At 71.1% G+C, this 26,695-nt stretch carries 25 protein-coding genes; 14 read left to right on the top strand and 11 right to left on the bottom strand.

Annotation, left to right across the window (positions count from 1 at the left end; all coding sequences use genetic code 11):
- Nucleotides 1–49: 49 nt before the first annotated feature.
- From ACLJQM_RS22995 to ACLJQM_RS22975, 5 genes are read left to right on the top strand one after another with little or no spacing between them, the layout of a single operon-like run.
- Entirely contained in the window at nucleotides 50–1,495 is a 1,446-nt protein-coding gene (locus ACLJQM_RS22995; protein ID WP_410632716.1) for a sodium:solute symporter, read from the top strand.
- A complete protein-coding gene (gene speB / locus ACLJQM_RS22990; RefSeq protein ID WP_360767166.1) occupies nucleotides 1,488–2,432 on the top strand; it encodes an agmatinase in 945 nt (314 codons plus the stop codon). The genes ACLJQM_RS22995 and speB overlap by 8 nt, the downstream gene beginning before the upstream one ends.
- Nucleotides 2,429–4,072 carry a thiamine pyrophosphate-binding protein gene (locus ACLJQM_RS22985; protein WP_360767163.1) on the top strand — a complete coding sequence of 548 codons (1,644 nt, stop codon included), beginning with the start codon at nucleotides 2,429–2,431 and terminating at the stop codon, nucleotides 4,070–4,072. Before speB ends, ACLJQM_RS22985 begins: the two co-directional genes overlap by 4 nt.
- A complete protein-coding gene (locus ACLJQM_RS22980; RefSeq protein WP_410632715.1) occupies nucleotides 4,069–5,427 on the top strand; it encodes an aminobutyraldehyde dehydrogenase in 1,359 nt (452 codons plus the stop codon). The genes ACLJQM_RS22985 and ACLJQM_RS22980 overlap by 4 nt, the downstream gene beginning before the upstream one ends.
- Complete coding sequence (locus ACLJQM_RS22975; protein WP_410632714.1) at nucleotides 5,424–6,884, top strand: purine-cytosine permease family protein; 1,461 nt, start codon at nucleotides 5,424–5,426, stop codon at nucleotides 6,882–6,884. Before ACLJQM_RS22980 ends, ACLJQM_RS22975 begins: the two co-directional genes overlap by 4 nt.
- Before the next feature lie 85 nt (nucleotides 6,885–6,969).
- Here the strand turns inward: ACLJQM_RS22975 and dxs are convergent, their stop codons facing one another.
- Nucleotides 6,970–8,877, bottom strand: a complete 1,908-nt coding sequence (gene dxs / locus ACLJQM_RS22970; RefSeq protein ID WP_247011805.1) for a 1-deoxy-D-xylulose-5-phosphate synthase — start codon at nucleotides 8,875–8,877, stop codon at nucleotides 6,970–6,972.
- A 187-nt stretch (nucleotides 8,878–9,064) separates the two neighbouring features.
- Here dxs and ACLJQM_RS22965 point away from each other — a divergent pair, with 187 nt between their 5' ends.
- Together ACLJQM_RS22965 and ACLJQM_RS22960 are read left to right on the top strand one after the other, a co-directional pair.
- Nucleotides 9,065–10,534: an aldehyde dehydrogenase family protein gene (locus tag ACLJQM_RS22965; protein ID WP_410632713.1), complete on the top strand. Its 1,470-nt coding sequence runs from the start codon at nucleotides 9,065–9,067 to the stop codon at nucleotides 10,532–10,534.
- Nucleotides 10,535–10,583: 49 nt separating this feature from the next.
- Nucleotides 10,584–11,003 carry a hypothetical protein gene (locus ACLJQM_RS22960; protein WP_247011807.1) on the top strand — a complete coding sequence of 140 codons (420 nt, stop codon included), beginning with the start codon at nucleotides 10,584–10,586 and terminating at the stop codon, nucleotides 11,001–11,003.
- Between the two features lie 18 nt (nucleotides 11,004–11,021).
- On the opposite strand, the gene ACLJQM_RS22955 is transcribed toward ACLJQM_RS22960, so the two are convergent.
- Together ACLJQM_RS22955 and ACLJQM_RS22950 are read right to left on the bottom strand one after the other, a co-directional pair.
- On the bottom strand, nucleotides 11,022–12,209 hold the full coding sequence (locus tag ACLJQM_RS22955; protein ID WP_360767147.1) for a class I SAM-dependent RNA methyltransferase: 1,188 nt from the start codon (nucleotides 12,207–12,209) through the stop codon (nucleotides 11,022–11,024).
- Nucleotides 12,206–14,239, bottom strand: coding sequence for an APC family permease (locus ACLJQM_RS22950; RefSeq protein WP_247011809.1), 2,034 nt, complete (start codon nucleotides 14,237–14,239; stop codon nucleotides 12,206–12,208). The genes ACLJQM_RS22955 and ACLJQM_RS22950 overlap by 4 nt, the downstream gene beginning before the upstream one ends.
- Before the next feature lie 148 nt (nucleotides 14,240–14,387).
- Between ACLJQM_RS22950 and ACLJQM_RS22945 the strand changes: the two genes are divergently transcribed.
- The gene (locus ACLJQM_RS22945) at nucleotides 14,388–15,053 is read left to right on the top strand and encodes a potassium channel family protein (RefSeq protein WP_247011810.1); all 666 of its coding nucleotides are present in this window, start codon (nucleotides 14,388–14,390) and stop codon (nucleotides 15,051–15,053) included.
- Entirely contained in the window at nucleotides 15,050–15,706 is a 657-nt protein-coding gene (locus ACLJQM_RS22940) for a potassium channel family protein (protein ID WP_247011811.1), read from the top strand. The genes ACLJQM_RS22945 and ACLJQM_RS22940 overlap by 4 nt, the downstream gene beginning before the upstream one ends.
- A gap of 53 nt (nucleotides 15,707–15,759) precedes the next feature.
- On the opposite strand, the gene ACLJQM_RS22935 is transcribed toward ACLJQM_RS22940, so the two are convergent.
- Complete coding sequence (locus ACLJQM_RS22935; protein ID WP_247011813.1) at nucleotides 15,760–16,482, bottom strand: DUF3159 domain-containing protein; 723 nt, start codon at nucleotides 16,480–16,482, stop codon at nucleotides 15,760–15,762.
- 9 nt (nucleotides 16,483–16,491) lie between these two features.
- Nucleotides 16,492–16,872 carry an OB-fold nucleic acid binding domain-containing protein gene (locus ACLJQM_RS22930; protein ID WP_003074944.1) on the bottom strand — a complete coding sequence of 127 codons (381 nt, stop codon included), beginning with the start codon at nucleotides 16,870–16,872 and terminating at the stop codon, nucleotides 16,492–16,494.
- A gap of 136 nt (nucleotides 16,873–17,008) precedes the next feature.
- Between ACLJQM_RS22930 and ACLJQM_RS22925 the strand changes: the two genes are divergently transcribed.
- Nucleotides 17,009–17,692, top strand: a complete 684-nt coding sequence (locus tag ACLJQM_RS22925) for an alpha/beta fold hydrolase (RefSeq protein WP_410632888.1) — start codon at nucleotides 17,009–17,011, stop codon at nucleotides 17,690–17,692.
- Between the two features lie 231 nt (nucleotides 17,693–17,923).
- Here ACLJQM_RS22925 and ACLJQM_RS22920 read toward each other — a convergent pair whose 3' ends face one another.
- On the bottom strand, nucleotides 17,924–18,589 hold the full coding sequence (locus ACLJQM_RS22920; RefSeq protein ID WP_247011814.1) for a DUF3710 domain-containing protein: 666 nt from the start codon (nucleotides 18,587–18,589) through the stop codon (nucleotides 17,924–17,926).
- Nucleotides 18,589–19,092, bottom strand: a complete 504-nt coding sequence (gene dut, locus ACLJQM_RS22915; protein WP_247011815.1) for a dUTP diphosphatase — start codon at nucleotides 19,090–19,092, stop codon at nucleotides 18,589–18,591. The genes ACLJQM_RS22920 and dut overlap by 1 nt, the downstream gene beginning before the upstream one ends.
- A gap of 24 nt (nucleotides 19,093–19,116) precedes the next feature.
- On the opposite strand from dut, the gene ACLJQM_RS22910 reads away from it, so the two are divergent.
- A complete protein-coding gene (locus ACLJQM_RS22910; protein ID WP_247011816.1) occupies nucleotides 19,117–19,599 on the top strand; it encodes a DUF3093 domain-containing protein in 483 nt (160 codons plus the stop codon).
- Nucleotides 19,600–19,752: 153 nt separating this feature from the next.
- Here the strand turns inward: ACLJQM_RS22910 and ACLJQM_RS22905 are convergent, their stop codons facing one another.
- Nucleotides 19,753–20,061: a DUF4193 domain-containing protein gene (locus ACLJQM_RS22905; protein WP_086676737.1), complete on the bottom strand. Its 309-nt coding sequence runs from the start codon at nucleotides 20,059–20,061 to the stop codon at nucleotides 19,753–19,755.
- Between the two features lie 479 nt (nucleotides 20,062–20,540).
- Here ACLJQM_RS22905 and cei point away from each other — a divergent pair, with 479 nt between their 5' ends.
- On the top strand, nucleotides 20,541–21,224 hold the full coding sequence (cei, locus tag ACLJQM_RS22900) for an envelope integrity protein Cei (protein WP_410632712.1): 684 nt from the start codon (nucleotides 20,541–20,543) through the stop codon (nucleotides 21,222–21,224).
- A gap of 147 nt (nucleotides 21,225–21,371) precedes the next feature.
- Here the strand turns inward: cei and ACLJQM_RS22895 are convergent, their stop codons facing one another.
- Complete coding sequence (locus ACLJQM_RS22895; protein WP_410632711.1) at nucleotides 21,372–22,190, bottom strand: inositol monophosphatase family protein; 819 nt, start codon at nucleotides 22,188–22,190, stop codon at nucleotides 21,372–21,374.
- A 64-nt stretch (nucleotides 22,191–22,254) separates the two neighbouring features.
- Here ACLJQM_RS22895 and ppgK point away from each other — a divergent pair, with 64 nt between their 5' ends.
- Nucleotides 22,255–23,022 (top strand): polyphosphate--glucose phosphotransferase, encoded by a 768-nt coding sequence (gene ppgK / locus ACLJQM_RS22890; RefSeq protein WP_410632887.1) that lies wholly within the window; start codon nucleotides 22,255–22,257, stop codon nucleotides 23,020–23,022.
- Between the two features lie 196 nt (nucleotides 23,023–23,218).
- Complete coding sequence (locus tag ACLJQM_RS22885; protein WP_410632710.1) at nucleotides 23,219–24,616, top strand: RNA polymerase sigma factor; 1,398 nt, start codon at nucleotides 23,219–23,221, stop codon at nucleotides 24,614–24,616.
- A 397-nt stretch (nucleotides 24,617–25,013) separates the two neighbouring features.
- Here the strand turns inward: ACLJQM_RS22885 and ACLJQM_RS22880 are convergent, their stop codons facing one another.
- Both ACLJQM_RS22880 and ACLJQM_RS22875 read right to left on the bottom strand, forming a co-directional pair.
- Nucleotides 25,014–26,234, bottom strand: coding sequence for a hypothetical protein (locus ACLJQM_RS22880; RefSeq protein ID WP_410632709.1), 1,221 nt, complete (start codon nucleotides 26,232–26,234; stop codon nucleotides 25,014–25,016).
- Between the two features lie 40 nt (nucleotides 26,235–26,274).
- Nucleotides 26,275–26,664, bottom strand: a complete 390-nt coding sequence (locus tag ACLJQM_RS22875) for a hypothetical protein (RefSeq protein WP_360767130.1) — start codon at nucleotides 26,662–26,664, stop codon at nucleotides 26,275–26,277.
- Nucleotides 26,665–26,695 lie beyond the last annotated feature (31 nt).

Here is a 26,695-nt window from a genome sequence, read left to right as displayed (position 1 = left end):
GAACCTACGGTGACCCGAACACCACCGCCACGAAGGTAAGGAGGCCACCGTGACCGGCGACTACACGGTGATCGCGTTGTACATCGCGGGCATGCTGGGGGTCGGCTGGTACGGCCTCAAGCTCGCGAAGACGAAGTCCGACTACCTGGTCGCCGGGCGGCGGCTGGGCTGGTTCATGTACTCCGGCACGATGTCGGCCGTCGTGCTCGGCGGCGCGTCCACCGTCGGCGGCGTGAAGCTCGGCTACACCTACGGCATCTCCGGCATGTGGCTGGTCGTCAGCATCGGCGTCGGCATCCTCGTGCTGCACACGCTGTTCGCGCGCCGGCTGGTGAAGCTCAAGGTCTACACCGTCGGCGAGATGCTCGACCTGCGCTACGGCGGCCGCACCAGCGCGGTGTCCGGCGTCGTGATGTGGGGCTACACGCTGATGCTGACGGTCACCTCGACACTGGCCTTCGCGACCATCTTCAAGGTGCTCTTCGACCTGCCGAACTGGGCGGGCATCGCGGTCGGCGGCTCGATCGTCGTCCTCTACTCGGTGCTCGGCGGCATGTGGTCGATCACGCTCACCGACATCGCCCAGTTCGTCATCAAGACCATCGGCATCCTGGCGATCCTGCTGCCGGTCGCGATCAGCTCGGCCGGCGGCTTCAGCGGGATGAGCGAGAAGCTCGACGCGAGCTTCTTCAGCTTCAGCTCGATCGGCACCGACACGATCATCACCTACTTCGTCATCTACACCTTCGGCCTGCTCATCGGCCAGGACATCTGGCAGCGCGTGTTCACCGCCCGCACGCCGGGGATCGCGACGTCCGGCGGCATCACCTCCGGCGTCTACTGCCTGGTCTACGGCCTGGCCGGCGCCCTGATCGGCACCGCGGCGCACGCGCTGTACCCGGACCTCGCCAGCGCGCAGGACGCCTTCGCGACGATCGTCGAGCGCCTGCTCCCGACCGGCGTCCGCGGCCTGGTGCTGGCCGCCGCGCTCTCGGCGATGATGTCGACGGCGAGCGGCGCGCTGATCGCCTGCTCCACCACCACGACGTCGGACCTGCTGACCAAGTTCGGGCTGAAGAAGGGCGGCGAGGTCAGCCGCAACCGGCTCGCCACGCTCGTGCTCGGCCTGCTCGCGATCGGCATCGCGATGGTCGTCGACGACGTCGTCAACGCGCTCACCATCGCCTACGACATCCTGGTCGGCGGCCTGCTGGTGGCGATCGTCGGCGCGCTGTTCTGGAAGCGCGGCACCCGCCAGGGCGCGTACGCGTCGATGGTGGCCGGCACGATCTCGGTCGTCGCGTTCATGATCATCGACGGCGTCGACGCCAACACCCCGATCTACTGGGGCCTCGGCGCGAGCCTGGTGGTGTACCTCGCCGTCAGCTTCGCCACGCCCCGCACGGCCGACTCGATCCTTTCCGTCTGGACCCGCCGACTCAACGGCGAAGAAACGCCCACCCCGACCCGGGAACAGGAGCCCAGCAGTGCCTAACATCGGACCCCTCGACTCGTCGCGCGTCCCCCGGTTCGCCGGCTTCGCGACCTTCGCGCGGCTGCCGCGCATCGACCAGGTCGACCACGCCGACGTCGCCGTCATCGGGGTGCCCTTCGACTCCGGCGTGTCCTACCGGCCCGGCGCCCGGTTCGGCCCGGCCGCCGTCCGCGAGGCGAGCCGGCTGCTGCGGCCCTACCACCCGGAGCTGGACGTCTCGCCGTTCGAAGCGAAGCAGGTCGTCGACGCCGGGGACATCGCGGTCAACCCGTTCAACATCGGCGAGGCGATCGAGACGCTGCAGCAGGAAGCCGAAGCGCTGCAGGCGAACGGGACGCGCCTGGTCACGGTCGGCGGCGACCACACGATCGCCCTGCCGCTGCTGCGGGCCGCGGCGAAGCGGCACGGACCCGTGGCGCTGCTGCACTTCGACGCGCACCTCGACACCTGGGACACCTACTTCGGCGAGCCGTACACCCACGGCACCCCGTTCCGGCGGGCGTCGGAGGAAGGCATCCTCGACACGAGCGCGCTGTCGCACGTCGGCACCCGCGGCCCGCTGTACGGCAAGCGCGACCTCGAAGAGGACCGCCGCCTCGGCTTCGGCATCGTGACTTCGGGCGACGTCCTCCGGCGTGGTGTCGCCGAGACCGTCGACGCCCTGCGCCAGCGCATCGGCGACCGGCCGCTGTACATCTCGGTCGACATCGACGTCCTCGACCCGGCCCACGCGCCCGGCACCGGCACCCCCGAGGCGGGCGGCATGACCAGCCGCGAGCTCCTGGAGATCCTGCGCGGCCTGCGCGACCTCAACCTGATCGGCGCGGACGTCGTCGAGCTGGCCCCGGCCTACGACCACGCCGAGATCACCGCCATCGCGGCTTCCCACGTCGCCTACGACCTGGTGAGCCTGCTGAGCCTGGGGAAGGGCGAATGACGCGCATCGGCGGGGACGTCGTCGTCGAAACCCTGCGGGCCCTGGGCGCCGACACGGTGTTCGGCCTGCCCGGCCAGCACGCACTGGGCCTGTTCGAGGCCCTGCGGCGCGCGGACGACCTGCGGGTGATCAGCGGGCGCGTCGAGAACAACCTCGCGTTCGCCGCCGACGGCCACGCCCGCGCCCGCCTGGCCGCCGACCCCGACGGCCCGGTCCCGGTGACACCCCTGATCGTCTCGACCGGCCCGGGCGCGCTGCTGACGTTGGCGTCCCTGCAGGAATCCCGCGCGGCTTCGGTACCGGTGCTGGGAATCTCCAGCCAGATCCCGGCCGCCGGCCTCGGCGGCGGCCGCCACGGCTACCTGCACGAACTGCCCGACCAGCAGGCGAGCTTCTCGGGCGTCGTGAAGTCGGTGCACGTCGTGCGCCACGCGAGCCAGATCCCGTCGGCGCTGCGGGAGGCGTGGACGTCGGCGGCGACCGCGCCGTACGGCCCGGTGTGGGTCGAGATCCCCCAGGACGTCCTGCTCGGCCCGGCGGGGATCCCGCCGATCACGTCGGTGTCGGCGACTCCCCCTCCCCTGGAACCCTTGCCGGAGCTGGTCACGGCGGCGGCCGAGCTGCTGGCGGCGGCGTCGAACCCGGTGATCCTCGCCGGTGGGGGTGCCCTGCGATCCGGCGCGCACGCGGAGCTGACGGCGCTGGCGGAAGCGTTGCGCGCACCGGTGATCTCGACGTTCGGCGGCAAGGGCGTCTTCGCCTGGGACCACGAGCTGTCCGGCCGCTCCTGGCTGGAGGACTGGCACACCACGGAGTTCCTGGCCGACGCCGACGTGCTGCTGGTGCTCGGCTCCGGCCTGGGCGAGCTGTCCAGCAACTACCGCGAGTTCGCCCCCCGCGGCCGCGTGATCCAGGTCGAGGCCGACCTGGGGAAACTGGAGTCCAACTACCCCGCCCTGGGCATCCACGCCGACGTGCGACCGGCGGTGCAGGCGCTCCTGGAGTGGGTGCCGGTGCGGCGCTCGGACGGCCGGGCCGAGGCCGCGGTTTCGGGCTTGCTCTCGCGGGTCGAGTCCCGGTTGGCCGGTCAGGACCTGGGGGTCGAACGCAAGCTGATCGACGACATCCGCGCGGCGGTCCCCGAGGGCACCCAGACGTTCTGGGACATGACGATCGCCGCGTACTGGGCCTGGTCGGCGTGGAACCCCGAAGGCGCCCCGATCCACACGGCACAGGGCGCGGGCGGCCTGGGCTACGGCCTCCCGGGCGCGCTCGGCGGCGCGGCGGCCGGGCGCCCGGCACTCGCGGTCTCCGGCGACGGCGGCGCGATGTACGGCATCGCGGAGCTGGCCACCGCGGTCCAGCACGGCCTGGACGTCACCTGGCTGGTGATCGACGACGGCGGCTACGGCATCCTGCGCGAATACCTCACGGACACCTTCGGCCGCACCACGGCGACCGAGCTGTCCCGCCCCGACTTCGTGGCGCTGGCCGCCTCCTTCGGCGTACCCGCGACGCTGTCCTCTTTGGACAAGGTGGGCACCGACCTCGCCGAGGCGCTGCGCACGCCGGGGCCGTCCGTCGTCGTCCTCCCCGCGCTGCTGAAGATGTTCGCGCCGACCCACCTGGAGCAGGCATGACCCGCACGCTGGACCTGACCGACCCGGCGACCGGCGAGGTGTTCGGCACCAGCCCGGTGGCCTCGCAGTCCGATGTGGACGCGGCGCTCGAATCGGCGGCGCAAGCGTTTGCGATCTGGCGCCGCAGCACCCCGGCCCAGCGGCAGCTGGCACTGCTGAAGATCGCCGACGCCCTGGAAGCCCGAGCCGGGGAGTTCGCCGACCTGGAGGTCCGCGAGACGGGCAAGATCCGCTCCGTGGTGCTCGACGAGGAGATCCCGGAGTGCGTGAGCGCCCTGCGCTTCTTCGCCGGCGCCGCCCGCCACCTCGAGGGCACCGCGGCCGGCGAGTACACGCCGGGCCACACCTCGGTGATCCGCCGCGAGCCGATCGGCGTCTGCGCCCAGATCGCCCCGTGGAACTACCCCCTGATGATGGCGGTCTGGAAGATCGCCCCGGCACTGGCCGCGGGCAACACGGTGGTGCTCAAGCCGGCCGAGACGACGCCGTCGACGGCCGTGCTGCTGGCCGGCGTCGCGGCGGAGTTCCTGCCTGCCGGGGCTTTCACCGTGCTGACCGGCGACCGCGACACGGGCCGGGCTTTGGTCCGCCATCCGATCACCGCCCTGGTCTCGATCACCGGCTCGACCCGAGCGGGCATCGACGTGGCCACCGTGGCGGCGGCCGACCTCAAGCGCACGCACCTGGAACTGGGCGGCAACGCGCCCCTGCTGGTCTTCCCGGACGTCGACCTCGCCGCGACGGCCGAGGGCATCGTGGGCGCGGCGTTCTACAACGCGGGCCAGGACTGCACGGCGGGCAGCCGGGTCCTCGTCCACGAGTCGATCCACGACGACTTCGTCGCCGCGCTGGCCAAGGTCGCCGCGTCGCAGACTCCGGGCGTCGACTACGGGCCGCTCAACAGCGCGGCGCAGTTCTCGCGCGTCGAGGGCCTCATCTCGCGCCTGCCTTCCCACGCCCGCATCGAGACCGGCGGCACACGATCCGGCGCGACAGGCTTCTACTTCTCCCCCACGGTGGTCTCCGGCCTGCACCAGGACGACGAGATCGTCCAGGAGGAGATCTTCGGCCCGGTCATCACGGTCCAGTCCTTTTCGGACGAAGCCGACGGTGTCGCGCTGGCCAACGGCGTCCCGTACGGCCTGGCGTCGTCGGTCTGGACGAAGGACCTCGGCGTCGCGGCGCGGGTCTCGGCGGAGCTGGACTTCGGCTGCGTCTGGGTCAACACCCACGGCCCCCTGGTGGCCGAGATGCCCCACGGCGGCTTCGGCCACTCGGGCCACGGCAAGGACCTCTCGGGGTACGCCTTCACCGAGTACACCCGCGTCAAGCACGTGATGACGAGGTTCGCATGAGCGACAAGATCACGGAGGTCGAGCAGCACGGCATCGCCCCGATCCCGCCGGAAGAGCAGACGTCCCGCCCCCGCGACCTGTTCCGCATGGCCTTCGGCGGCGCGAACACCTTCGCCACGATCATCCTGGGCACGTTGCCGATCGCGTACGGCCTGAGCTTCCGCGACGCGGCCCTGGCGACAGCGCTGGGCGTGGTCGTCGGCGGCCTGGTCCTGGCCCCCATGGCGCTGTTCGGCCCGCGGACACGCACGAACAACGCGGTCTCGTCGGGCGCGCACTTCGGGGTGGTCGGCCGCTGCGTCGGCTCGTTCTTGTCGCTGCTGACGGCGATAACGTTCTTCGCGATCTCGGTCTGGGTGAGCGGCGACGCGGTGGCCGGCGCGGCACAAAGACTGTTCGGCTTCGACGGCGGCGCGGCACTGCGCGGCATCGCGTACGGCGTGATCGCGATCGCCACGCTGGTGGTGTGCATCTACGGCTACCGCTTCATGCTCCTGGTCAACCGAATCGCGGTGGTACTGGGCACCCTGATCATGCTCCTGGGCGTAGTGGCGTACGGCGGCTCGTTCGACCCGGGCTACGGCGGAACGGGAACGTACGCACTGGGCACGTTCTGGCCGACGTTCACCCTCGCGGCCCTGACCGCACTGGCGAACCCGATCAGTTTCGGCGCGTTCCTGGGCGACTGGGCCCGCTACATCCCGGCCAGGTACAGCAAGCGCTCTCTCTTGACCGCACCATTCCTGGCCCAGGTGGCAACGCTGCTCCCGTTCGGCTTCGGCATCGCAACGGCAACACTGGTGGCGAACCCGGCCGACTACATCACCGGCCTGACCGCGATTTCCCCGCTCTGGTACGCAATCCCGCTGATCGTGGTGGCGCTGATCGGCGGCCTGTCCACGGGAACGACGTCCCTCTACGGAACGGGCCTGGACTTCAGCTCGATCTTCCCCAGACTCTCCCGAGTCCAGGCAACGCTGCTGATCGGCACCCTGAGCGTGGCATTCATCTTCATCGGCAACTTCGCCCTGGACATGGTGTCGAGCATCAACGCGTTCGCGACGCTGATCGTCCTGTGCACCTCTCCCTGGATGGTGATCATGATGATCGGCTTCGTCCAACGCCGGGGCTTCTACGACGTGGAAGACCTCCAGGTGTTCAACGAAGGCCGCCGAGGCGGCCGCTACTGGTTCGCGAGCGGGGTGAACTGGCGCGCAATGGCAGCCTGGATCCCGGCAACAACCTTGGGCCTGCTGTGCGCGAACACCCCGATGATCACGGGCCCCCTGAAGGACATCGCAGGAGGAGTGGACATCAGCCTGCCGGCAACACTGCTGACAGCGGCGATAACGTACCCAGTACTGGTAAAGCTGTTCCCGGAGCCCGCAGAAGTCTTCGCGACGTCCCGCACCCCGCCCCCAGCCCCGCTCAAGCTGGGCGGTCATCCCGTCGCCTGAGGCCGCCTCAATCCAGGCGACGGGATGACCACCCAGCGAACCGAGGGGTCATCCCAGAGCCTGCCCGTCCGGCGAGGACAGCTTTTCAGCTACGGTTGGCATCCTTACGCGCCGGTTCCTCCGTACTCAGACGAGAAGCCCACTCGGTAACCCGCCGAGCAACATCCTGAGCAGTCAGCCCGATACGAGCCAGCACCTCATCCCGGCTCCCCAGATCATGGAACGACTGCGGCACAGCAAGATCCCGCAACGGCACGTCACACTCCGCGTCCCGGAACATCGCAGCCAGCGCCGAGCCAAAGCCCCCATGCCGCCCACTGTCCTCGACAGTCACAACAAGCTTGTGCTGCGAAGCAAGAGCAACGAGCTCAGCCGGAACGGGCAACACCCACCGCGGATCCACCACAGTCACCCCGATGCCCTGATCCGCCAGCCGATCCGCAGCCGCCAGACCAAGCGTCGCGAACGCACCCACCGTCACCAGCAGAACGTCCGCACCTTCCGTCGGCCGCCGCAGCACATCAACCGTGCCGATCCGCTCGACAGCAGCGACGTCAGTCCCGACCTTGCCCTTCGAGAACCGCAAAGCCGTCGGCCCATCAGCCACATCGACAGCTTCGTTCAGCTCTTCCCGCAGCGTCGCCGGGTCACGAGGAGCAGCAACCCGCATCCCGGGAACCATCCCGAGCAGAGACAGGTCCCACATCCCGTGGTGACTGGGCCCGTCCGGCCCGGTGATCCCGGCCCGGTCGAGCACCAACGTCACCGGCAGCCGATGCAGCGCCACATCCATCAGCACCTGGTCGAAAGCCCGGTTGAGGAACGTCGAGTAGATCGCGACGACCGGGTGCATCCCACCCATGGCGAGCCCAGCAGCAGAAGTAACCGCGTGCTGCTCGGCGATCCCGACGTCGTACCACCGATCCGGGAACGACTCGGCGAACTTGTCCAGCCCGGTCGACCGCAACATGGCCGCGGTGATCGCGACGACGTCCTCGCGCTCGGCCCCGATCTTCGCGAGCTCCTCACCGAACACCCCGGTCCAGCTGGGCCCCTTGACCGGCGGCAGCCCGGTCTCCGGATCGATCGGATCGGTCTGGTGCATCTGGTCGTGCTCGTTGTTGACCGCGGGCGCGTACCCATGTCCCTTTTCGGTCACCACGTGCACGATCACGGCGCCACCGAACGCCTTGGCGCTCAGGAACGCCTTCTCCAGCGCCACCTGATCGTGCCCGTCAACGGGCCCGAGGTACTTCAACCCCAGATCGGAGAACATCGCCTGCGGGCTGAGCGCATCCTTCAACCCGGCCTTCGCAGCGTGCAGAGCGGCGTAAATCGGCTTGCCGACGACCGGAGTGTGCTTGAGGATCTCCCGCCCACCGTCGAGGAGCCGCTCGTAACCGGGCTGCAAGCGCAACGCGGCGAGGTGATCGGCCAGCCCGCCGATGGTCGGCGAGTACGACCGCCCGTTGTCGTTGATGACGATGACGACCGGCCGGTCCCGGTGGGCAGCGATGTTGTTGAGCGCTTCCCAGCACATCCCCCCGGTCAGCGCGCCGTCCCCGACGACGGCGATCGCGTGCCGCCCCCCGCCGTCCAGCTCGAACGCCTTCGCCAGCCCGTCCACATAGGACAGCCCGGACGACGCGTGACTGCTCTCGACCCAGTCGTGGTCACTCTCCGCGCGCGACGGGTAACCGGTGACACCGCCGGTCTGCCGCAGCAGGTCGAACCCGCCGGCCCGGCCGGTGACGATCTTGTGCACGTAGGCCTGGTGACCGACGTCCCACACGATCGCGTCACGCGGCGAGTCGAACACGCGGTGCAACGCCAGCGTGAGCTCGACGACGCCGAGGTTCGGGCCCAGGTGCCCGCCCGCGCGGCGGACCTTGTCGACGAGGAAGTCCCGGATCTCGGCAGCCAGTTCGCCGAGGTCCTCGACACTCATGCGCTTGAGGTCCGCCGGTCCGCTGAGGGACTCCAGCATCGTCACTCGTCTCCACCTCGCTCGTCTTCGGGCACCCCACGTTCCGGCCAGTCTACGGAGACCCGCCAGGGTGGTTCCGCCCGCCGCGTCCGGCATCACAGGCGGAGAGCGATCGCGTGTCAGCACGCGGGGTGAACCTCGTCTCCCGGCCGTGCTGTGGCGGTCACGCGGCGTGGCCACGAGAATGGTGTCCATGGCGGACTTCTTCATCGGCGGCGACTGGGTGGACGCGGTGGGCGGCGGCCGCCGGGAGATCCGCTGCCCGGCGGACGGTTCCCTGGTCGCGTCGGTCGCGGAGGGCACCGCCAAGGACACCGAGGCGGCCATCACGGCGGCGCGGCGGGCGTTCGACGCCGGCCCGTGGCCCGGCACACCCGCGCACCTGCGCGGTGACCTGCTGCTGCGCACCGCCGACCTGCTGGATCGCGACGCGGAGGCGTTCGCCCGCGCGGAGTCGCTCGACACCGGCAAGCGCCTGGTCGAGAGCCGCTACGACATGGCGGACATCGCGGCCTGCCTGCGCTACTTCGGCAAGCTCGCGGCGCAGGACGCCGGGCGCGTCGTCGACACCGGCAACCCGGACGCGATCAGCCGGATCGTGCACGAGCCGGTCGGCGTGTGCGGGCTGATCACGCCGTGGAACTACCCGCTGTTGCAGACGGTGTGGAAGATCGCACCGGCGCTGGCGGCGGGCAACACGTTCGTGCTCAAGCCCAGCGAGCTGACGCCGCACACGGCGATCCTGTTCCTGAAGCTGCTCACCGAGGCGGGCCTGCCGCCGGGCGTGGGCAACCTGGTGCTCGGTGCCGGGGCCGAGGTGGGCGCGCCGCTGGCGGCCCACCCGGACGTCGACCTGGTGTCGTTCACCGGCGGCCTGGCCACCGGCAAGGTGATCGCCGCGTCGGCCGCGGCCACGGTCAAGAAAGTGGCCCTCGAGCTGGGCGGCAAGAACCCGAACGTGGTCTTCGCCGACGCCGATTTCGAGACGGCGGTCGACTACGCGCTGACGGCGGTGTTCCTGCACTCGGGCCAGGTCTGCTCGGCGGGCACGCGGCTGATCGTGCAGCGCGAGTGGCACGACGACTTCGTGGCCGAGCTGGTCCGCCGCGCCGAGCGCATCCGCCTGGGCGGCCCGTTCGACTCCCACGCGGAGACGGGCCCGCTGATCTCGGCGGCGCACCGGTCCAAGGTGGAGGCGTACGTGGCGGCGGCGCTGGCGGAGGGCGCGGTGCTGCGCACGGGCGGCCGCCGTCCCGACGACCCGGCGCTGGCCGAGGGCTTCTACTACCTGCCGACCATCCTGGACGAGGTGCGCCAGGGCTCGTCGGCGGTCGTGGAGGAGTCGTTCGGGCCGGTGCTGACGGTCGAGACGTTCACCGACGAGGACGACGCCGTCCGCATCGCCAACGACACGCACTACGGTCTGGCGGGCGCGGTGTTCACGCAGGACGCATCGCGCGCGCAGCGGGTGGCCGGCCGGCTGCGCCACGGGACGGTGTGGATCAACGACTTCCACCCCTACCTCCCCCAGGCCGAGTGGGGCGGCTACAAGCAGTCCGGCTTCGGCCGCGAGCTGGGCCCGACGGGGCTGGCGGAGTACACCGAGGTCAAGCACGTCTACCAGAACCTGCGCCCGGGCCCGCAGCACTGGTTCGCGGGCTGAGTCGCCCGATCGGGATCATTCGAACGGCCCAGCGTTTTATGCTGCGGGTGTGACGCAGTGGCGCGTGCCGCGAGCGGTGCTGGTGGCGATCGCCGGCCTGGGGGTGATCGCGGGCTTGACCCTGCGCACGGCGGCGGTCCCGGCGGCGCTGCCACCGGGCACCCCGGACCCGGAACTGGCGGTCGGCCTGCGGCTGGTGTGCGCGGCGGCGGTCCTGCTGGCGGGGACGCTCACGTATTTGACCTTCGCCCGGCGCGAGGACGAGCCGCTGGCGATGGCGTGCCTGCCGGGCCTGGTGGTGACGGGCGTGATCCTGCGGCACCTGGTGGTGACCCTGCCGGGGGTGACGCGCTTCCAGCCGGCGGCACGGGTGGCACCGGGAGCCGGGGCGTGGGTACTGCTGGCGTCGGGGGTGGCGATGACGGCCGCGGGCCTGGCGGCGGCGTTCGCGGTGCGACGGGCCAGCTGACCTGCGGCCGGACCGCGCTCAGGACAGCAGCGCCACGCACTCCACGTGGTGCGTCATCGGGAACGCGTCGAACGCCCGCAGATCCGTCAGCGAGTACCCGTGCGAGGCGAACGTGGCCAGATCGCGGGCCAGCGCCGCCGGGTCGCAGGCCACGTACACGATCCGGTCCGGCGCGCCCGCCACGATCGACTCCACGACCGCCTTGCCCGCGCCCTTGCGCGGCGGGTCCAGCACCACGACGTCGACCGGCTTGGCCGCCGACTCCAGCACGTGCTCCACGCGCCCCGCCTGCCACGAGACCTGCGGGAGGTCCGCCAGGTTCCGCTCGCCGTCGGTGACCGCACGGCGGCCCGACTCGATCGCCAGCACCCGCCCCGACGTGCCGACCTGCGAAGCCAGCACCGACGCGAACAGGCCGACCCCGGCGTAGAGGTCCCAAGCCGAGCCGCCCGCCGGTGCCTCCGCCCACTCCGCGACGACCGCCGCGAGCGTGGGGGCCGCCGCCGGGTGGACCTGCCAGAAGCCGTGGGCGTCGAGCTGCCAGTCGCGGCCCGCCGCGTGCTGGACCGCCACGCCGCCGGACAGCTGGCGGGCGCGGACCTTGCCGCGGACCGTCGACAGCTCGCGCACGTGCCGGGTGCCGTCGCCGTCGCTGGTCACCTCCAGCTCGGCGCCCGGGCGCCAGCGGCGGGCGAGGACGTCGTCCAGCGCGCCCGGCACCGCGATCGGGCACTTCTCCAGCGGCACCACGCGGTGGCTGTGGTGGGCACGCAGGCCCGCGCGCCCGTCCCGGCCGGCGACCAGCCGGACGCGGCTGCGCCAGTCCAGCGACCCGCCCTCCAGCGCCTCCACGACGACCTCGCGCTCGATGCCCGCCAGCCGCTGCAGCTGCTCGGCCACCACGGCGGCCTTCAGCTCGAGCTGGTACGACGGCGCCGCGTGCTGCCAGTCGCACCCGCCGCAACCGCCGGGCACCGCGAGCGGGCAGGGCGGCTCGACCCGCGCCTCGGCCGCCGTCAGCACCTCCACCGCGTCGCCGCGGCAGAACGAACCGCCGTTGTCCTCGGTGACCTCGACGCGGACCCGCTCCCCCGGCAGCGCGTGCCGGACGAACACGACGCGGCCCTCGGCACGCGCCACGCAGTGGCCGCCGTGCGCGACCGGCCCGACCTCGACCTCGAGGACGCGACCCAGCCAGCTCGTCATTCGGCCGGCTCCTTCGGCTTCGGTGCGGCGGCCCGCTTGCCGTTGGGCGAGAACCCGCGCCGGACGTCACCGGCCGCGGGCCGTTCGTTCCGGACGCGCGCGGCCGCCTTGGCCGAGGACTCCAGCTGCCACGGCACGCTCGCCACGATCACGCCGGACTGGAACAGCAGCCGGCCCTTGAGCCGCAGCGCGCTCTGGTTGTGCAGCACCTGCTCCCACCAGTGCCCGACCACGTACTCCGGGATGAACACGGTGACCACGTTGCGCGGGTTGTCGCCGCGCACGCGCTTCACGTAGTCGAGCACCGGCTTCGTGATCTCGCGGTAGGGCGATTCGACGACCTTCAGCGGCACCTTGAAGTTGTGCGCGTCCCACTCGGCGGTGAGCCGGCGCGTGTCGGCATCGTCCACGTTGACCGTCACGGCTTCGAGGACGTCCGGGCGCATCGCCTTGGCGTAGGCCAGCGCGCGCAGCGTCGGGCGGTGCAGTTTGGACACCAGGACGATCGCGTGGTTGCGCGACGGCAGCACGGTCGGGGTGTCGCCGAGGTCCTTCAGCTCGTCGGCGACGCGGTCGTAGTGCTTCCGGATCGCCGTCATCAGCACGAAGATCGCCACCATCGCCGCGATCGCGATCCACGCGCCGAGCAGGAACTTCGTGATCAGGACGATCACCAGCACGACGCCGGTGCAGGTGAGGCCGACCGCGTTGACCGTCTGCGAGCGCCGCATCCGCCGCCGCTTCGCGGGGTCGGTTTCCTTGGCCAGCAACCGGTTCCAGTGCCGGATCATGCCGGCCTGGCTCACCGTGAAGGACACGAACACGCCCACGATGTAGAGCTGGATGAGCCGGGTGACCTCGGCGTCGAACGCGATGATCAGCACGAGCGCGAACGCCGCGAGGAACAGGATGCCGTTGGAGAACGCCAGCCGGTCGCCGCGGGTGTGCAGCTGCCGCGGGAGGTAGCGGTCCTGCGCCAGGATCGAGCCCAGCACCGGGAAGCCGTTGAACGCGGTGTTCGCGGCCAGCAGCAGGATGATGCCGGTGGAGAAGGAGATGTAGTAGAACGCCGGCGGGAAGTCGGCGAACACCGCGTGCGCGATCTGCGCGACGATCGTCTTCTGCTCGTAGCCCGCGGGTGCGCCGGCGAGCTGCTCGGCCGGGTCCTCGGCGAACTTGACGTCGGTGATCGTAGCGAGCGTGATGATGCCGACCAGCATGGTGACCGCGAGCAGGCCCATCATCAGCAGCGTGGTGGCCGCGTTCTTCGACTTGGGCTTCTGGAACGCCGGGACGCCGTTGCTGATCGCCTCGACCCCGGTCAGCGCCGCCGCGCCGGAGGAAAACGCCCGCAGCACCAGGAAGGCGTAAGCGACGCCGGCGAAAGTGCCTTCGGCGTTGAGCGTGAACCCGGCGCTCTCGGCCTTCATCTCGGTGCCGGTGGCCGCCTGCACCAGGCCCCACACGACCATGACCAGGATGCCCAGGATGAAACCGTATGTCGGGATCGCGAAGGCCTTCCCCGACTCCCGGATGCCGCGCAGGTTCAGCGACGTCAGCACGACGACGATGACGATCGACGCGAGGACCTTGTGCTGGGCCACCCACGGGACCGCCGAGCCGATGTTGGCCACACCGGACGAAGTGGACACCGCGACCGTCAGCACGTAGTCGACGAGCAGCGCGCTGGCCACGGTGAGGCCGAACTTGCCGCCGAGGTTGGTGTTGGCGACCTCGTAATCGCCGCCGCCGCTCGGGTAGGCGTGCACGTTCTGCCGGTAGGACGCGACGACGACCAGCATGACCAGGGCGACCATGATGCCGATCCACGGCGCCAGCGCGTACGCGGAGAGGCCCGCGACGCTCAGCGTCAGGAAGATCTCTTCCGGCGCGTACGCCACGCTCGAGAGCGCGTCGGACGCGAAGATCGGCAGCGCGATGCGCTTCGGGAGGAGCGTGTGAGCGAGCCTGTCACTGCGGAACGGACGTCCGAGGACCAGGCGTTTCAGCACGGTCGGGAACTTCGACACCACCGGACAGTACAGCGGAGCGAAGCTCCTCGGTTGAGGGCGGTGGCGGGGAGGACGGTGGAAGTAGCCGCAGGGGTGCACGGTAGGTTCGGCGCTGGTATGTCGGGGTAGGTACGGACGGGTGAACCCGCCGAAGAGGAGGCAGGGCGTGCACGTGGTGATCATGGGATGCGGCCGGGTAGGCGCGTCCCTGGCCGCTGCGCTGGAGCGGCTCGGCCACGAGGTGGCCGTCATCGACAAGAACCAGCAGGCGTTCCGCAGGCTCGGCAGTGACTTCCACGGCCAGCAGGTCGTCGGCGTCGGCTTCGACCGCAGGGTGCTGGTCGAAGCGGGCATCGAGCGGGCCGGCGCGTTCGCCGCGGTGTCCAGCGGCGACAACTCGAACATCATTTCGGCGCGGGTCGCGCGCGAGAACTTCGGCATCGAGCACGTCGTCGCGCGGATCTACGACCACAAGCGCGCGGCCGTCTACGAGCGGCTGGGGATCCCGACGGTCGCGACCGTGCCCTGGACCACCGACCGGTTCCTGCGGTCGCTGCTGCCGGACGGCGTGGCGTCGGCGTGGCGGGACCCGTCGGGCAACGTGGCGCTGCTGCAGCTGCCGCTGCACGAGGGCTGGGTCGGGCACTCCGTCCGGGCCCTGCAGGAGGCGACGGACGCGCGCGTGGCGTTCATCATGCGGTTCGGCACCGCCGTGCTGCCGGACCACAAGACCGTCGTGCAGGCGGACGACGTCGTGTGGGTGGCCGCGCGCTCCGGCACCGTCAGCGACGTGACCAGTGTGGCCCAGCGCGAACCGGAGGACGAGGCATGAGGGTCGCGATTGCGGGCGCGGGCGCGGTCGGCCGCTCCATCGCCGCCGAGCTGATCGACGGCAGGCACCAGGTGATGCTCATCGAGCGCGAGGCCGACCAGTTCGAGCCGCACGCGGTCGAGCAGGCCGACTGGGTGCTCGGCGACGCGTGCGAGGTGTCGATCCTGGAGGAGTCCGGGATCGAGCAGTGCGACGTGGTCATCGCCGCGACCGGCGACGACAAGGCCAACCTGGTGGTCTCGCTGCTGGCGAAGACGGAGTTCGCCGTCCGGCGCGTGGTGGCCCGGGTGAACAACCCGGCCAACGAGTGGCTGTTCACCGACGCCTGGGGCGTCGACGTGGCGGTCTCGACCCCGCGGATGCTCGCGGCGATGGTCGAGGAAGCGGTCAGCGTCGGCGACCTGGTGCGGCTGATGACGTTCCGCCAGAGCAACGCGAACCTCGTCGAGCTGACCCTGCCGGCCGAGACACCGCTGGCCGGGAAGCCGGTGAGCGAGCTGGCGCTGCCCCGGGACGCGGCGCTGGTGACGATCCTGCGCGGCGACCGGGTGATCGTGCCGCAGCCGGAGGACCCGCTGGAGCCGGGCGACGAGCTGCTGTTCGTCGCGACGGCCGACGTCGAGCCGGAGATCCGGACGGCACTGGGCTACTGAAGACGCGAAGAAGGCCCCCGGCGAGCACGCCGGGGGCCTTCTTCGTGGCTCGATCAGGCTTCGGGGGCCGCGTACTTCTCGCGCAGCCGGGCTTCGACCTCGGCGTCGGTCTCCGGCGCCGGCTCGGTCTCCGCCATCGCCTTCAGGCGCTTGTCCGACCGGCGCACCGCCCACACGACGACCAGCAGGCCCAGCGCGTACAGCGGGTACCCCATCGCGATCTTCGCGAAGGCCAGCCAGCCGGTGTAGTCCTCCTGGTACAGCCAGCGCTGCACCACGAACCGCGCCGCGAAGATCGCGGCCATCGCCAGCGTCGCGACGTCGTAGCCGTAGCGGGACGGCTTGTCCTTGCGCCACGCCTGGCCGGTGCCGTTCAGCATGTTCCAGACGACGCCCGCGATCGGCCAGCGGACCAGCACCGACACCACGAAGACGCCGCAGTAGATCAGGCTCGCGTAGATCCCGAACAGGAAGAAGCCCTTCGCGGACCCCGTGCGGTAGGCGATGAACGCCGCGATCGCCACGCCGAAGAACCCCGAGATCGCCGGCTGCAGCGGTTCCTTGCGGACCAGCCGCAGCACGGTGATGGCCACCGCGCTGCCGATCGAGGTCCAGATGGCCGCGGTCAAGCCGAAGAACGAGTTCGCCAGCACGAAGACGATCACCGGCAGCGACGAGTAGACCAGGCCGGACACGCCGCCCATCTGCTCGAGCAGGGTGGGCTGCGGCTCGTCGCCGTCGTCGGTCTTCTTCTCGCTCGGGGCGGGTTCAGTCACGATGGGTGATCAACTCACTGGGCTCTGGAGCTCGTAATAGGGGTTGTACAGCACCTTCTGGCCGTCACGCTCGGCCATCCGGCCGCGCACCTTGATCGTCCGGCCAGGCTCGATGCCCGGGATCCGGCGGCGGCCGAGCCAGATTAGCGTCACGCCCTGTGTCCCGTCGAACAGCTCGGCCTCCAGGGTGGCGGCCTCGTTCGTCGGGCAGAGCTCCACGCTGCGGAGTCTCCCCATCACGGTGACCTCTTCACCGGACCGGCAGTCACAGGCCCGCTGCGCCCCTTCGGCGCCCGACCTCATCGACATCTCGTCTGCGTCGAGATCCTCGACGTCGCTGGTCAGCTTGCGTACCAGCCGGCTGAAGTAGCCGCCGTCTTTGGCGGACATAGGTGCTCCTGTGCTCCGGGGCCCCCGACAACATTGCTTGCGGCCCGTGCGATTCCAGCGTACTGCGGTCCCCGCCAGGGAAACGCCTTTGCGCAAAGATCGCAACGTGACGTCCGCGATCAGAGTTCCCGCCGCGGTGCTGCTGCCCGGCACCGGCTCGGACGAGGTGTTCGTCCGAGCCGTCTTCGGAGGGCCCCTGCGCGCCCTCGGTGTCCCGCTCGTCGCGCCACCGCCACCGCGGGGTGCGGCGCTGGCCGACGGCTACCTGGCGGCCCTCGACGCGCTCGCGGACGAACACGGCGAACTGCTCGTAGGCGGCATTTCGTTCGGCGCGCACCTGGCCGCGGAGTGGGCCGTGCGCAACCCGGGCCGTTGCGGGGGCCTGCTGGCCGCCCTCCCGGCCTGGAACGGCGTCCCGGGCCCAGCACCCGCGTCACTGGCCGCGACGCTGTCGGCGGACCTGGTGGCCGGTTCCGGCGTCGACGTCGCCCTCGCGCAGACCGCGGGCAGCCCGGAGTGGCTGCGGGCCGAACTGGACCGGGCGTGGCGCCGCCACGGCGACGGGCTCGCGGCCGGCCTGCGCGTGGCGGCCGGCCGTCCTTCGCCGACCCTGGCCGAGCTCTCGCGGCTGGCCGTCCCGGCCGGGGTCGGCACGTGCACCGACGACCCGATCCACCCGACGAAAGTCGCGTCGGAGTGGGCGAGCGCACTCCCCCGCGCGGCGCTCGGCGAGACGACGCTCACGGCACTGGGCGCCGACCGCGAGTCCCTGGGCCGGGCGACCGTCCTGGCCTTCCTGCGGGCCCTCCGAACGCCGTGAAGGCCACCGTGGGGAAGCACGAGTTCCTCACGGTGGCCTTCACGAACGTCCAGGTCAGCCGCGGTCTGCCAGGCGGGCCCGGACCGCTGCCGCTCGCAGTTCGGCGACGCCCCGCGCAAGGGGTCGGCCGCGGTCTGCCGGACGGCTCGGACCGCCGCGGCCCGGGTTCCGTGGGCCGGAAGCCGTGCAGGCCACCGTGGGGAACCACGGTGGCCTTCACGAACGTCCAGGTCAGCCCTGTTGCTGCTGGGCCGCGATGTGCTCGGCGACCGCCTCGGGCAGCGTGATGGTCAGCGGGGTGCGGACCGGCATCGGGGCGTCGCCGCGGTCGACGATCGTGCGCCGGACGATCTCGCGCAGCACCTCCACGGCCCCCGCGGCCTCCGACTGCGGGCCGGCGATCACGCCGCGCAGCATCCAGCGGGGCCGGTCGACGCCGACGAACCGCAGCGCGACGTCGCCGACGATGGCCGAGATCTCCAGGCCCCACTTGCCGCGGCCGATGTTGACCTTCGCGCCGTCGGCCCGCAGCTGCTCGGCGAGCTCGGTGCTCACCTCGCGCCACAGCCCGCCCGAGCGCGGCGCGGCGTACGCGCTGACCGTGATCTGGCCCTGCTCGGTGACGACGTGCACGGCGCGCACGCCCCCGGTCTCCGGGTCCATCTCGACCTGGACCTGGGAGCCGTCCGGCACCGGCACCTTCACCGATCCGAGGTCGATCCGCGGGACGCCGTCGTCGTCGAAGTCCGCGACGTCGAACGGGCCGTCGGAAACGTCCGAAAGCTCCGAGTCCTCGTCGTCGTAGGCTTCGTCCCCGATCGTGTCGTCGGCATCGGGCGCGGCGTGCCTGCCCGCGGACCCGCCCTCGGTCCGCCGCTTGCGTCCGAAAATCCCCACTACTTCTCCGTTCCTTCCCCCGCGCCGGTGCTCGTCGCGAGCGCCGGTGCTCCCAGTGTGGCGTGTCCGCCGGTGGATCCGTAGCCGCCGGCACCCCGTTCGGTGGTGTCGAGCTCGGCGACCTCGACGAACTCGGCGTGCTCGACCCGCTGCACGACCAGCTGGGCGATGCGGTCGCCGCGCGTGAGCTTCACCGGGTGCACCGGGTCGTGGTTGATCAGGCAGACCTTGATCTCCCCGCGGTAGCCCGCGTCGATCGTGCCGGGGGTGTTCACCACCGAGAGGCCGACCCGGGCGGCCAGGCCCGACCGCGGGTGGACGAACCCCGCGTACCCGGGCGGGAGCGCGATCGCGACACCGGTGCCGACCACCCCGCGTTCGCCGGGTTCGAGCACGATATCCGAGGTGGTGACGAGATCGGCGCCCGCGTCGCCCGGTCGGGCGTAGGCGGGCAGCGGGACATCCGGGTCGAGCCGGGAGAGGAGTACCTGAACGCTGGACACGGGCGGCGAGATTACTCTCTACCCGTGGGTGAATCAGCGAAGACGGCCGCTAGCGCCGCGGTCCGGCACTCCGAGCGGCTCTACGTCCCGTGGTGGGGCTGGCCGCTGCCGGTGCTCGGCGCGATCCTGCTGGCGGCCGAGATCGACATGGGTTACCCGGGGATCCGGGCGTGGCTGCCGTACGTGATCGCGCTGCCGGTCGTCGTGGCGCTGCTGGTGTCACTGGGCCGGTCGAAGGTCCGGATCACCGGCGGTGACGAGCCGGAGCTGTGGGTCGGCGACGCCCACCTGCCGCTGCGCTACGCCGGCGAGGTGGAGATCTTCGACAAGGAAGCCAAGCGCAAGGCGCTCGGGCGCGACGGCGACCCCGCGGCTTACGTGGTGCACCGCGGTTGGGTCGGCCCGGTCGTGCGGGTCCGCTTGACCGACCCCGAAGACCCGACGCCGTACTGGCTGTTCAGCACCCGGCACCCCGAGCGCGTCGCCGAGCTGCTGAAGAGCGCCTGACCTCCGCTCGACCCTCCTCAGGACATGGGAAGGGGGCCGGCCTGCCGGCCGGCCCCCTTGTCCCCAGCGCGCTTCGAGCCTCCCCCTTGGTGCCCTCGAGGCTCTCAGTCGCGTCTGTTCGTCCCCTGAACCCTGTCCGAGATCCCGCGTTCGTCAGGCGCAGTCGCGGCAGATCAGGCGTCCACCGCTTTCCTCGGCCAGCCGGCTGCGGTGGTGCACCAGGAAGCACACGGAGCAGGTGAACTCGTCCGCCTGCTTCGGCACCACCTTCACGGTCATGTCCTCACCGGAAAGCCCGGAAAGGTCGGCACCCGGCAGCTCGAAGTTCTCGGCGGTCGCGTCCTCGTCGACGTCGACGACGCCGGACTGGTTCTCGTTGCGCCGGGCCTTGAGCTCCTCCAACGAGTCTTCGGCCAGCTCGTCGGCTTCGCTGCGGCGCGGAGCGTCGTAGTCGGTAGCCATGTGTCCCTCACCCCTGCGATCAGCTTGTGTAGTCGTTATCCGGACCCCCGGGTCGCCCCGCGAGTCCGCCGTGCCGCTGGTCAACGTTCCAGGGCCCTCGTTTGTGCCCGACGGCCGAAGTGACCGAGGTCTCTTCTTTTCGCGCCTCTTCCTGCGGCCGGAGCCCGGGAAGGGTAGCTCACGCCCGCGACGGTTCTGCAACGAGTCAGACATTGCCGGGGATTCGTCACCCGACAGGGGGAACCCGCAGGTAAGACGCGTTGTCGTCCGTTCGGGTTGCGCGCAGGTGGAGAACCCCACACGCGGCCCGTGTCCGCTTGCCCCGCCCGTCCCGGCCGTGGTGCGATCGCCGCACGGGGATCGGGTGTTCCACCGGGGTGACCCGGGACGGTGCACGCCGGTCGCAGCGCCTAGGCTGATCGGCCACGACGGTGCCGCGTTCGCACGGTCGGGTTCGGTGTTCGGGAAGGGACGGGCAGGTGGCGTCGGGGAACGGCATCGGGGACCGTGGGGCGCGGCCGTATCGCAAGCACAAGCCGCTGCCGGCGCTGATCGTCATCGCCGTGCTCGCCCTCGGCGCGATCATCGTCTGGATCAACGCGGCGGTCGGCAAGGGCGACGTCGACGAGGCCGTGAAGTGCGACCCGCCCGCGAGCCCGCCGCCGGGTGTCACGTTCAGCACCCTGCCCCACGCTTCGCTCGACGACCGCGCGCCGGTCCCGCCGGACAAGGTCGCGGTCAAGGTCCTCAACGCGTCCAGCACGCGCGGCCAGGGCGGCATCGCCACGACGGCGCTGAAGGAGCTGGGCTTCACCGGCACCGGCGAACCGGGCAACGACCCCGCGTACGAGGGCCGCGTGGCCAAGTGCCGCGGCCAGATCCGCTTCGGCGAGAACGGCGTCACCGCGGCGCGGACGCTGAGCCTGGTGGTGCCCTGCGCCGAGCTGGTCCAGGACAACCGCAAGGACGCGAGCGTCGACCTGGTGACGGGCACGCTGTTCGGCGACATCCGGCCGCGCGCGGAGGCCCGGCAGATCCTCACGCAGCTGGCCGACTGGTCCAAGACCCACCAGGGCGGCGGCGGCAACGAGCAGTCGGCGGGCGCCAAGGCCCCGGTGATCGACCAGACGCTGCTGGCTTCCGCCCGCGACGTCGCCTGCTGAGTTCGCTCCCCCGGCGCTCTCCGGGCGGCCTGCGACATCACCTGCCGACCCGGCGGCCGCGGGGGCGCCCCCGTTTTCCACGCTACCGCCGGCCACCGACAGTTCCGGCAGCCCGGCGTCGCGAATGACTCATTCGCGACCTCCCGCTCAGACCTCCGCGGCGCCGCAGCCGGCCAGGAGCTCCCGCAGCGGGTCCGCGATCGACGGCGCCGCCGCGTAGGTCGCGTCCGCGCCCAGCTCCGGCACCGACCCCGGGAGCGACACCGCGGCGCCCGCCTCCGCCGCGATCAGCGCGCCCGCCGCCCAGTCCCACCGGTGCAGGCCGTGCTCCACGTACGCGTCCAGCCAGCCCGCCGCGACCGCGCACAGGTCCAGCGACGCCGCCCCGTTGCGCCGGATGTCCCGCACCCGCCCCAGCAGCTCCGCCGCGAAGCGCGACTGGCGCGTCCGGCGCTCCGCCGCGTACGCGAAACCGGTCCCGACCAACGTCAGCTCCAGCCGCGACGGCGACGACACCGCCAGCCGGCGGCCGTCCAGGTACGCGCCCTGGCCGCGGGCCGCCGTCCAGACGCGGCCGCTCACCGGCTCCACGACCGCGCCCGCGACCGATTCGCCGCCGACCTGCGCCGCCACCGACACCGCGAACCACGGGAGCCCGTAGAGGAAGTTGACCGTGCCGTCGATCGGGTCGACCACCCAGGTCACGCCGTCGCCGGCGACGCCGCCGCCCTCCTCGCCCAGCACCTCGTCGTCCGGGCGCAGCGAAGCCAGCCGGGCGCGCACCAGGCGTTCGGACTCGTGGTCGACCGCGGTCACCACATCCGTGTCCGCGGACTTGGTGCCCACGGCCACCGAACGACCGTTCGCCATCCCGTCCCAGGCTTCCCGGACCAGCTCGGCGGCTTCCGTCGCGACCTGCTCCGCGACGCTTTTCAGCAACGACTCGTCAACTCCCACGTCCGCCATGTCACCACATCCGGTTAAAGTCTCCGAGGCAGGCTTCTGAATCGTGCGAGAAGGGACCACGTCCGTGGTGGAGGCGACCCGCCGAGGTTTCGGCATCGACATCGGCGGCAGCGGGATCAAGGGCGCCTTGGTGGACCTGGACAAGGGCCGGCTCATCGGCGACCGGATCCGGATCGAGACACCGAAGCCGTCCACGCCGTCGGCGGTGGCGGACGTCGTGCACGACATCGTCACGCAGGCGGGCTGGGACGGCCCGGTCGGCGTGACGCTCCCGGCCGTCGTCAAGAAGGGCGTCGCGCACACCGCGGCCAACATCGACAAGCAGTGGATCGGCACCGACGCCGACGCGCTGTTCGCCAAGCGGCTCGGCCGCGGCGTCGACCAGGTCGCGATGCTCAACGACGCCGACGCGGCGGGCATGGCGGAGATCCGCTTCGGCGACCCGGTCGCGTGCAAGGGCGTCACGGCGCTGCTCACCTTCGGCACCGGCATCGGCAGCGCGGTGTTCCAGGACGGCAAGCTCGTCCCGAACACCGAGTTCGGCCACCTCGAGATCGACGGGCACGACGCGGAGAAGCGCGCGGCGGCATCGGTCAAGGACAACGAGGGGCTCTCCTACCCCGAATGGGCCAAGCGGGTGCACCGTTATCTGACCGTGCTCGAGAACCTGATCTGGCCGGACCTGTTCATCGTCGGCGGCGGGGTCAGCAAGAAGTCCGAGAAATGGGTGCCGCTGCTGGACATCCGCACTCCGGTGCTGGTGGCGACGCTGCAGAACAACGCCGGGATCGTCGGCGCCGCGGCCGCCGCGGCCGAGGGCATCCAGCACTGATCCGGCTCTGATCAGGTGCTCGCGACGGGGCTGAGGGTGATCGCTTCGCACCGCATGCGCGTACCGTCGTTACAATGGAACACGGCCCACGGCTGCGGAGGGCAAAACCGCAGGCCGAGGCGTGATCCCCGAATGTGAGGCAGCAATGGCCGCCAGGCCGTTGCTCGTCGTGATCGACCGCTGCGAAAGGGCGTAAGTGGCAGCCGCAAGAACCGCAACCCGAGGCGGGACGAAGACAGCGACCGCAGCCGGCGAGCCGGCCGAAGAGGCAGCCACCGGGACGGCGAAGCCTGCGGCCCGCAAGACCACCACCGCCAAGAAGGCCCCGGCCAAAAAGGCCCCGGCGAAGAAGGCCGTGACCAAGGGCGCGAAGACCGAAGACGGCGACCCGGACGGTCCTGGCGAGATCGACGAAGCCGAACTCGACACGCCGGATCTGTCGGACCTGGAAGAGGTCGAGGTCGACGTCGTCGACGAGACCGTCAACGACGAACCGGACGCCGACACGGCGGACGACGATGACGACGACGACGAGGAGACCCCGGCGCAGCGCCGCCGTGGCGCCGCCGCCGACAAGGCCGCCGCCGCCAAGAGCTCCGACAACCCGGACTTCGTCTGGGACGAGGAGGAGTCGGAAGCCCTGCGCCAGGCGCGCAAGGACGCCGAGCTCACCGCGTCGGCCGACTCCGTGCGTGCCTACCTCAAGCAGATCGGCAAGGTCGCGCTGCTGAACGCGGAGGAGGAGGTGGAGCTGGCCAAGCGGATCGAGGCCGGGCTCTACGCCGCCGAGCGCGTGCGCACCGCCGAAGAGGAGGGCGAGAAGCTCGTCACCCAGATGCGCCGCGACCTCAAGTGGATCGTGCGCGACGGTGAGCGGGCGAAGAACCACCTGCTCGAGGCGAACCTCCGGCTCGTGGTCTCGCTGGCCAAGCGCTACACCGGCCGCGGCATGGCGTTCCTGGACCTGATCCAGGAGGGCAACCTCGGCCTGATCCGCGCGGTGGAGAAGTTCGACTACACCAAGGGCTACAAGTTCTCGACGTACGCCACGTGGTGGATCCGCCAGGCGATCACCCGCGCGATGGCCGACCAGGCCCGCACCATCCGCATCCCGGTGCACATGGTGGAGGTCATCAACAAGCTCGGCCGCATACAGCGCGAACTCCTGCAGGACCTCGGCCGCGAGCCGACGCCCGAGGAGCTCGCCAAGGAAATGGACATCTCCCCGGAGAAGGTCCTGGAGATCCAGCAGTACGCGCGTGAGCCGATCTCGCTCGACCAGACGATCGGCGACGAGGGCGACTCGCAGCTCGGTGACTTCATCGAGGACTCCGAAGCGGTCGTCGCGGTGGACGCGGTCTCGTTCACGCTGCTGCAGGACCAGCTCCAGTCGGTGCTGCAGACGCTGTCCGAGCGCGAGGCGGGCGTGGTCCGCCTGCGCTTCGGCCTCACGGACGGCCAGCCGCGCACGCTCGACGAGATCGGCCAGGTGTACGGGGTGACCCGCGAACGCATCCGGCAGATCGAGTCGAAGACGATGTCGAAGCTGCGCCACCCGTCGCGGTCCCAGGTGCTGCGCGACTACCTGGACTGAGTCGTACTCACGGAAGAACCCCGTCACTCCGGTGGCGGGGTTCTTCCGTTTTCAGGCCTGGTTCAGCCGGACTGCGCCACCTCGAGAGCTTGTCGCCGGAGTCCGACACCATCTCACCCCGGACCTCGACATGCCGCCAACCGTGTGCGACGCAGATCTGCAACCTCCAGGCCGAAATGTCGTGGCCACCGGTTCCGTCCTCGCGGTCCCGGACGATCTCCGGAGCCGTCAACACGGGACGGAAGCTGGACTCCCACCGCGACAGGTGCCGCCTGTCCACTGGATGGTCGTCGGTCCGATGCCCGCCGACGCACCAGTCCGGACAACGAGCCGCGGCAGCGTCTCTCAGCCACTTGGCTTTCTTCTCTCGCTTGTCTTTGGTCAGGTCGCACCTCGTTCACAGCCTTGGTCGAGCCCCGAGATCCATCGCGGCTCGCCCGGCGCTTGCGCGAACCGTCCACGGAACGTGGACCGTGACTCGCTCGCGCAGCTGCTCGTTCAGCAGCCACAGCTCCCCCGTCGCCGGCCAGTACGACAGGTTCTGGCTGTTCACCGGTGCCTGCCCCGCCAGCCTCGACGTCGACACCCCGCCGACGCCGCCGTGCAGGCACGAGGGGTGATCTCCTGCCACCCCCGCGTACTCCGGGCACACTCCCGTCAGCACGAAGTAGCCGCCTCGCGACACCGCGCCCTGCATGCCCCACACCGGCGACGAAAATCCCTCCGACGCGTGCACCAGACCATCGGCCGAAGGCACCAGCCGGCCGGTCGCCCGATCGAACGGCCACCGCAGGATGCGGCCGCCCGACTCGGGTGCGTGTTCCGCCGTCACGAACGTGGAATCCGTGTGGTCGAAGGAAAGCGTCGACAGGCACGGGCGCGCACCTGTCGCCGTCGTGCAGGCACCGCCGCCCGGGTACCAGTACGCGCCGACCTGTGGCATCGCGTAGTCGTAGTACGCCGCGTGGTACTTGCCGTCCGGGCCGCGGCCGACTGTGCCCGCGCTCGCGTCGACCTTCCAGAAGTGCGTCGTGTCGAAGACGCGGATCAGGCCGCCGGTGGTCGCCACGTAGAGGAGGTTCCCCGACCACGTAATGCCGTGGCCGTGGCCGGTCACGACCGCGAAGTCGGTGTCGGACGTCGGTTCCACCAGCAGGACGTGCCGGTAGCCGAGGCCGGTCGCGTCCACGAAGGACAGCCGGACCATCGTGTCGCCCGGGGTGTGCCACGACGTCGCCACGACGCGCTTGCCGCCGACCGTGCCGGTCGCCGGGTCGGCGTCGCCGGAGCCGGTGAGACCCTGCGGGATCCAGTCGTTGGTCTTGTCGTCGTTCGCGTCCTCCCAGCAGAACCCGGCGGGCTTCAGCGCCGCCGCGAGGTACGTGCCGTGGCAGAGCGGGCGGGCCTTGCGGTTGGTGTCCGCCAGCAACGCCGTGAGCCCGCGCGGCGGCAGCTGCCGGTCCAGCGCGGTGACGCGCGAGCCGTACGTGGCGAACGTGTCGCCGGCGGTCAGCCGGAAGCCGTCGACCGACGCCAGGCGAGGGAAGTTCGCGGCGGCCTGCGCCGGCGGCGCCAAGGCGAGCAGCAGCAGCGTCACGAAGCCGATCAGGAAGCGCATGCCGGCAGCGTGACCGAGGCGCGTACACGGGTCGTACAACTCAGGGCACGGCCAGCCCGCGCTCCCGCAGCGACTGCTCGACGCGCAGCCGTTCGATCTCGCGATCCATGCCCTCGGGCAGCTCGGCCAGCCGATGCGGGACGCCGACCTGGCGGCACGCCTGGGTCAGCAGCTCGTCGTACGCCTGGCGCGTGCCGAACCGCCGGGCGGCGGGCGTGCCGGACGGGTAGTCGACGAGCAGCCGGTGCACGCGCCGCAGGTCGGCGGCGACGCGCTCGATCGGGGGGCCGGCCGGCGCGGGCGCGACCCGCCGCGAGCGGATCCGGTGGATCAAGCGGGGAACGCGCAGCGCGCACCAGAAAAGCACCGTGGGGGCGATGCAGACCACGGCGAAGAGGATCAGGTTGACGACGACGCCGGAGTCGTCCATGCCCCCGATGGTAACGCCGGGACGGCACTTT

Source organism: Amycolatopsis sp. cmx-4-83, from assembly GCF_046548815.1.
GTDB classification, from domain to species: Bacteria; Actinomycetota; Actinomycetes; order Mycobacteriales; family Pseudonocardiaceae; genus Amycolatopsis; species Amycolatopsis pretoriensis_A.
The sequence above is the reverse complement of the archived record's forward strand: the minus strand, read 5'-3'. Positions and strand labels throughout refer to the sequence as shown.

Coding starts and splice junctions, on each gene's coding strand:
- ACLJQM_RS22905 (WP_086676737.1), bottom strand. CDS start 20,061: ATGGCTACCGACTACGACGCTCCGCGCCGCAGCGAAGCCGACGAGCTG.
- ACLJQM_RS22930 (WP_003074944.1), bottom strand. CDS start 16,872: ATGTCCGCCAAAGACGGCGGCTACTTCAGCCGGCTGGTACGCAAGCTG.
- ACLJQM_RS22895 (WP_410632711.1), bottom strand. CDS start 22,190: ATGGCGGACGTGGGAGTTGACGAGTCGTTGCTGAAAAGCGTCGCGGAG.
- ACLJQM_RS22875 (WP_360767130.1), bottom strand. CDS start 26,664: ATGGACGACTCCGGCGTCGTCGTCAACCTGATCCTCTTCGCCGTGGTC.
- ACLJQM_RS22985 (WP_360767163.1), top strand. CDS start 2,429: ATGACGCGCATCGGCGGGGACGTCGTCGTCGAAACCCTGCGGGCCCTG.
- ACLJQM_RS22955 (WP_360767147.1), bottom strand. CDS start 12,209: ATGACGAGCTGGCTGGGTCGCGTCCTCGAGGTCGAGGTCGGGCCGGTC.
- ACLJQM_RS22965 (WP_410632713.1), top strand. CDS start 9,065: ATGGCGGACTTCTTCATCGGCGGCGACTGGGTGGACGCGGTGGGCGGC.
- ACLJQM_RS22880 (WP_410632709.1), bottom strand. CDS start 26,234: ATGCGCTTCCTGATCGGCTTCGTGACGCTGCTGCTGCTCGCCTTGGCG.
- ACLJQM_RS22975 (WP_410632714.1), top strand. CDS start 5,424: ATGAGCGACAAGATCACGGAGGTCGAGCAGCACGGCATCGCCCCGATC.
- ACLJQM_RS22940 (WP_247011811.1), top strand. CDS start 15,050: ATGAGGGTCGCGATTGCGGGCGCGGGCGCGGTCGGCCGCTCCATCGCC.
- ACLJQM_RS22980 (WP_410632715.1), top strand. CDS start 4,069: ATGACCCGCACGCTGGACCTGACCGACCCGGCGACCGGCGAGGTGTTC.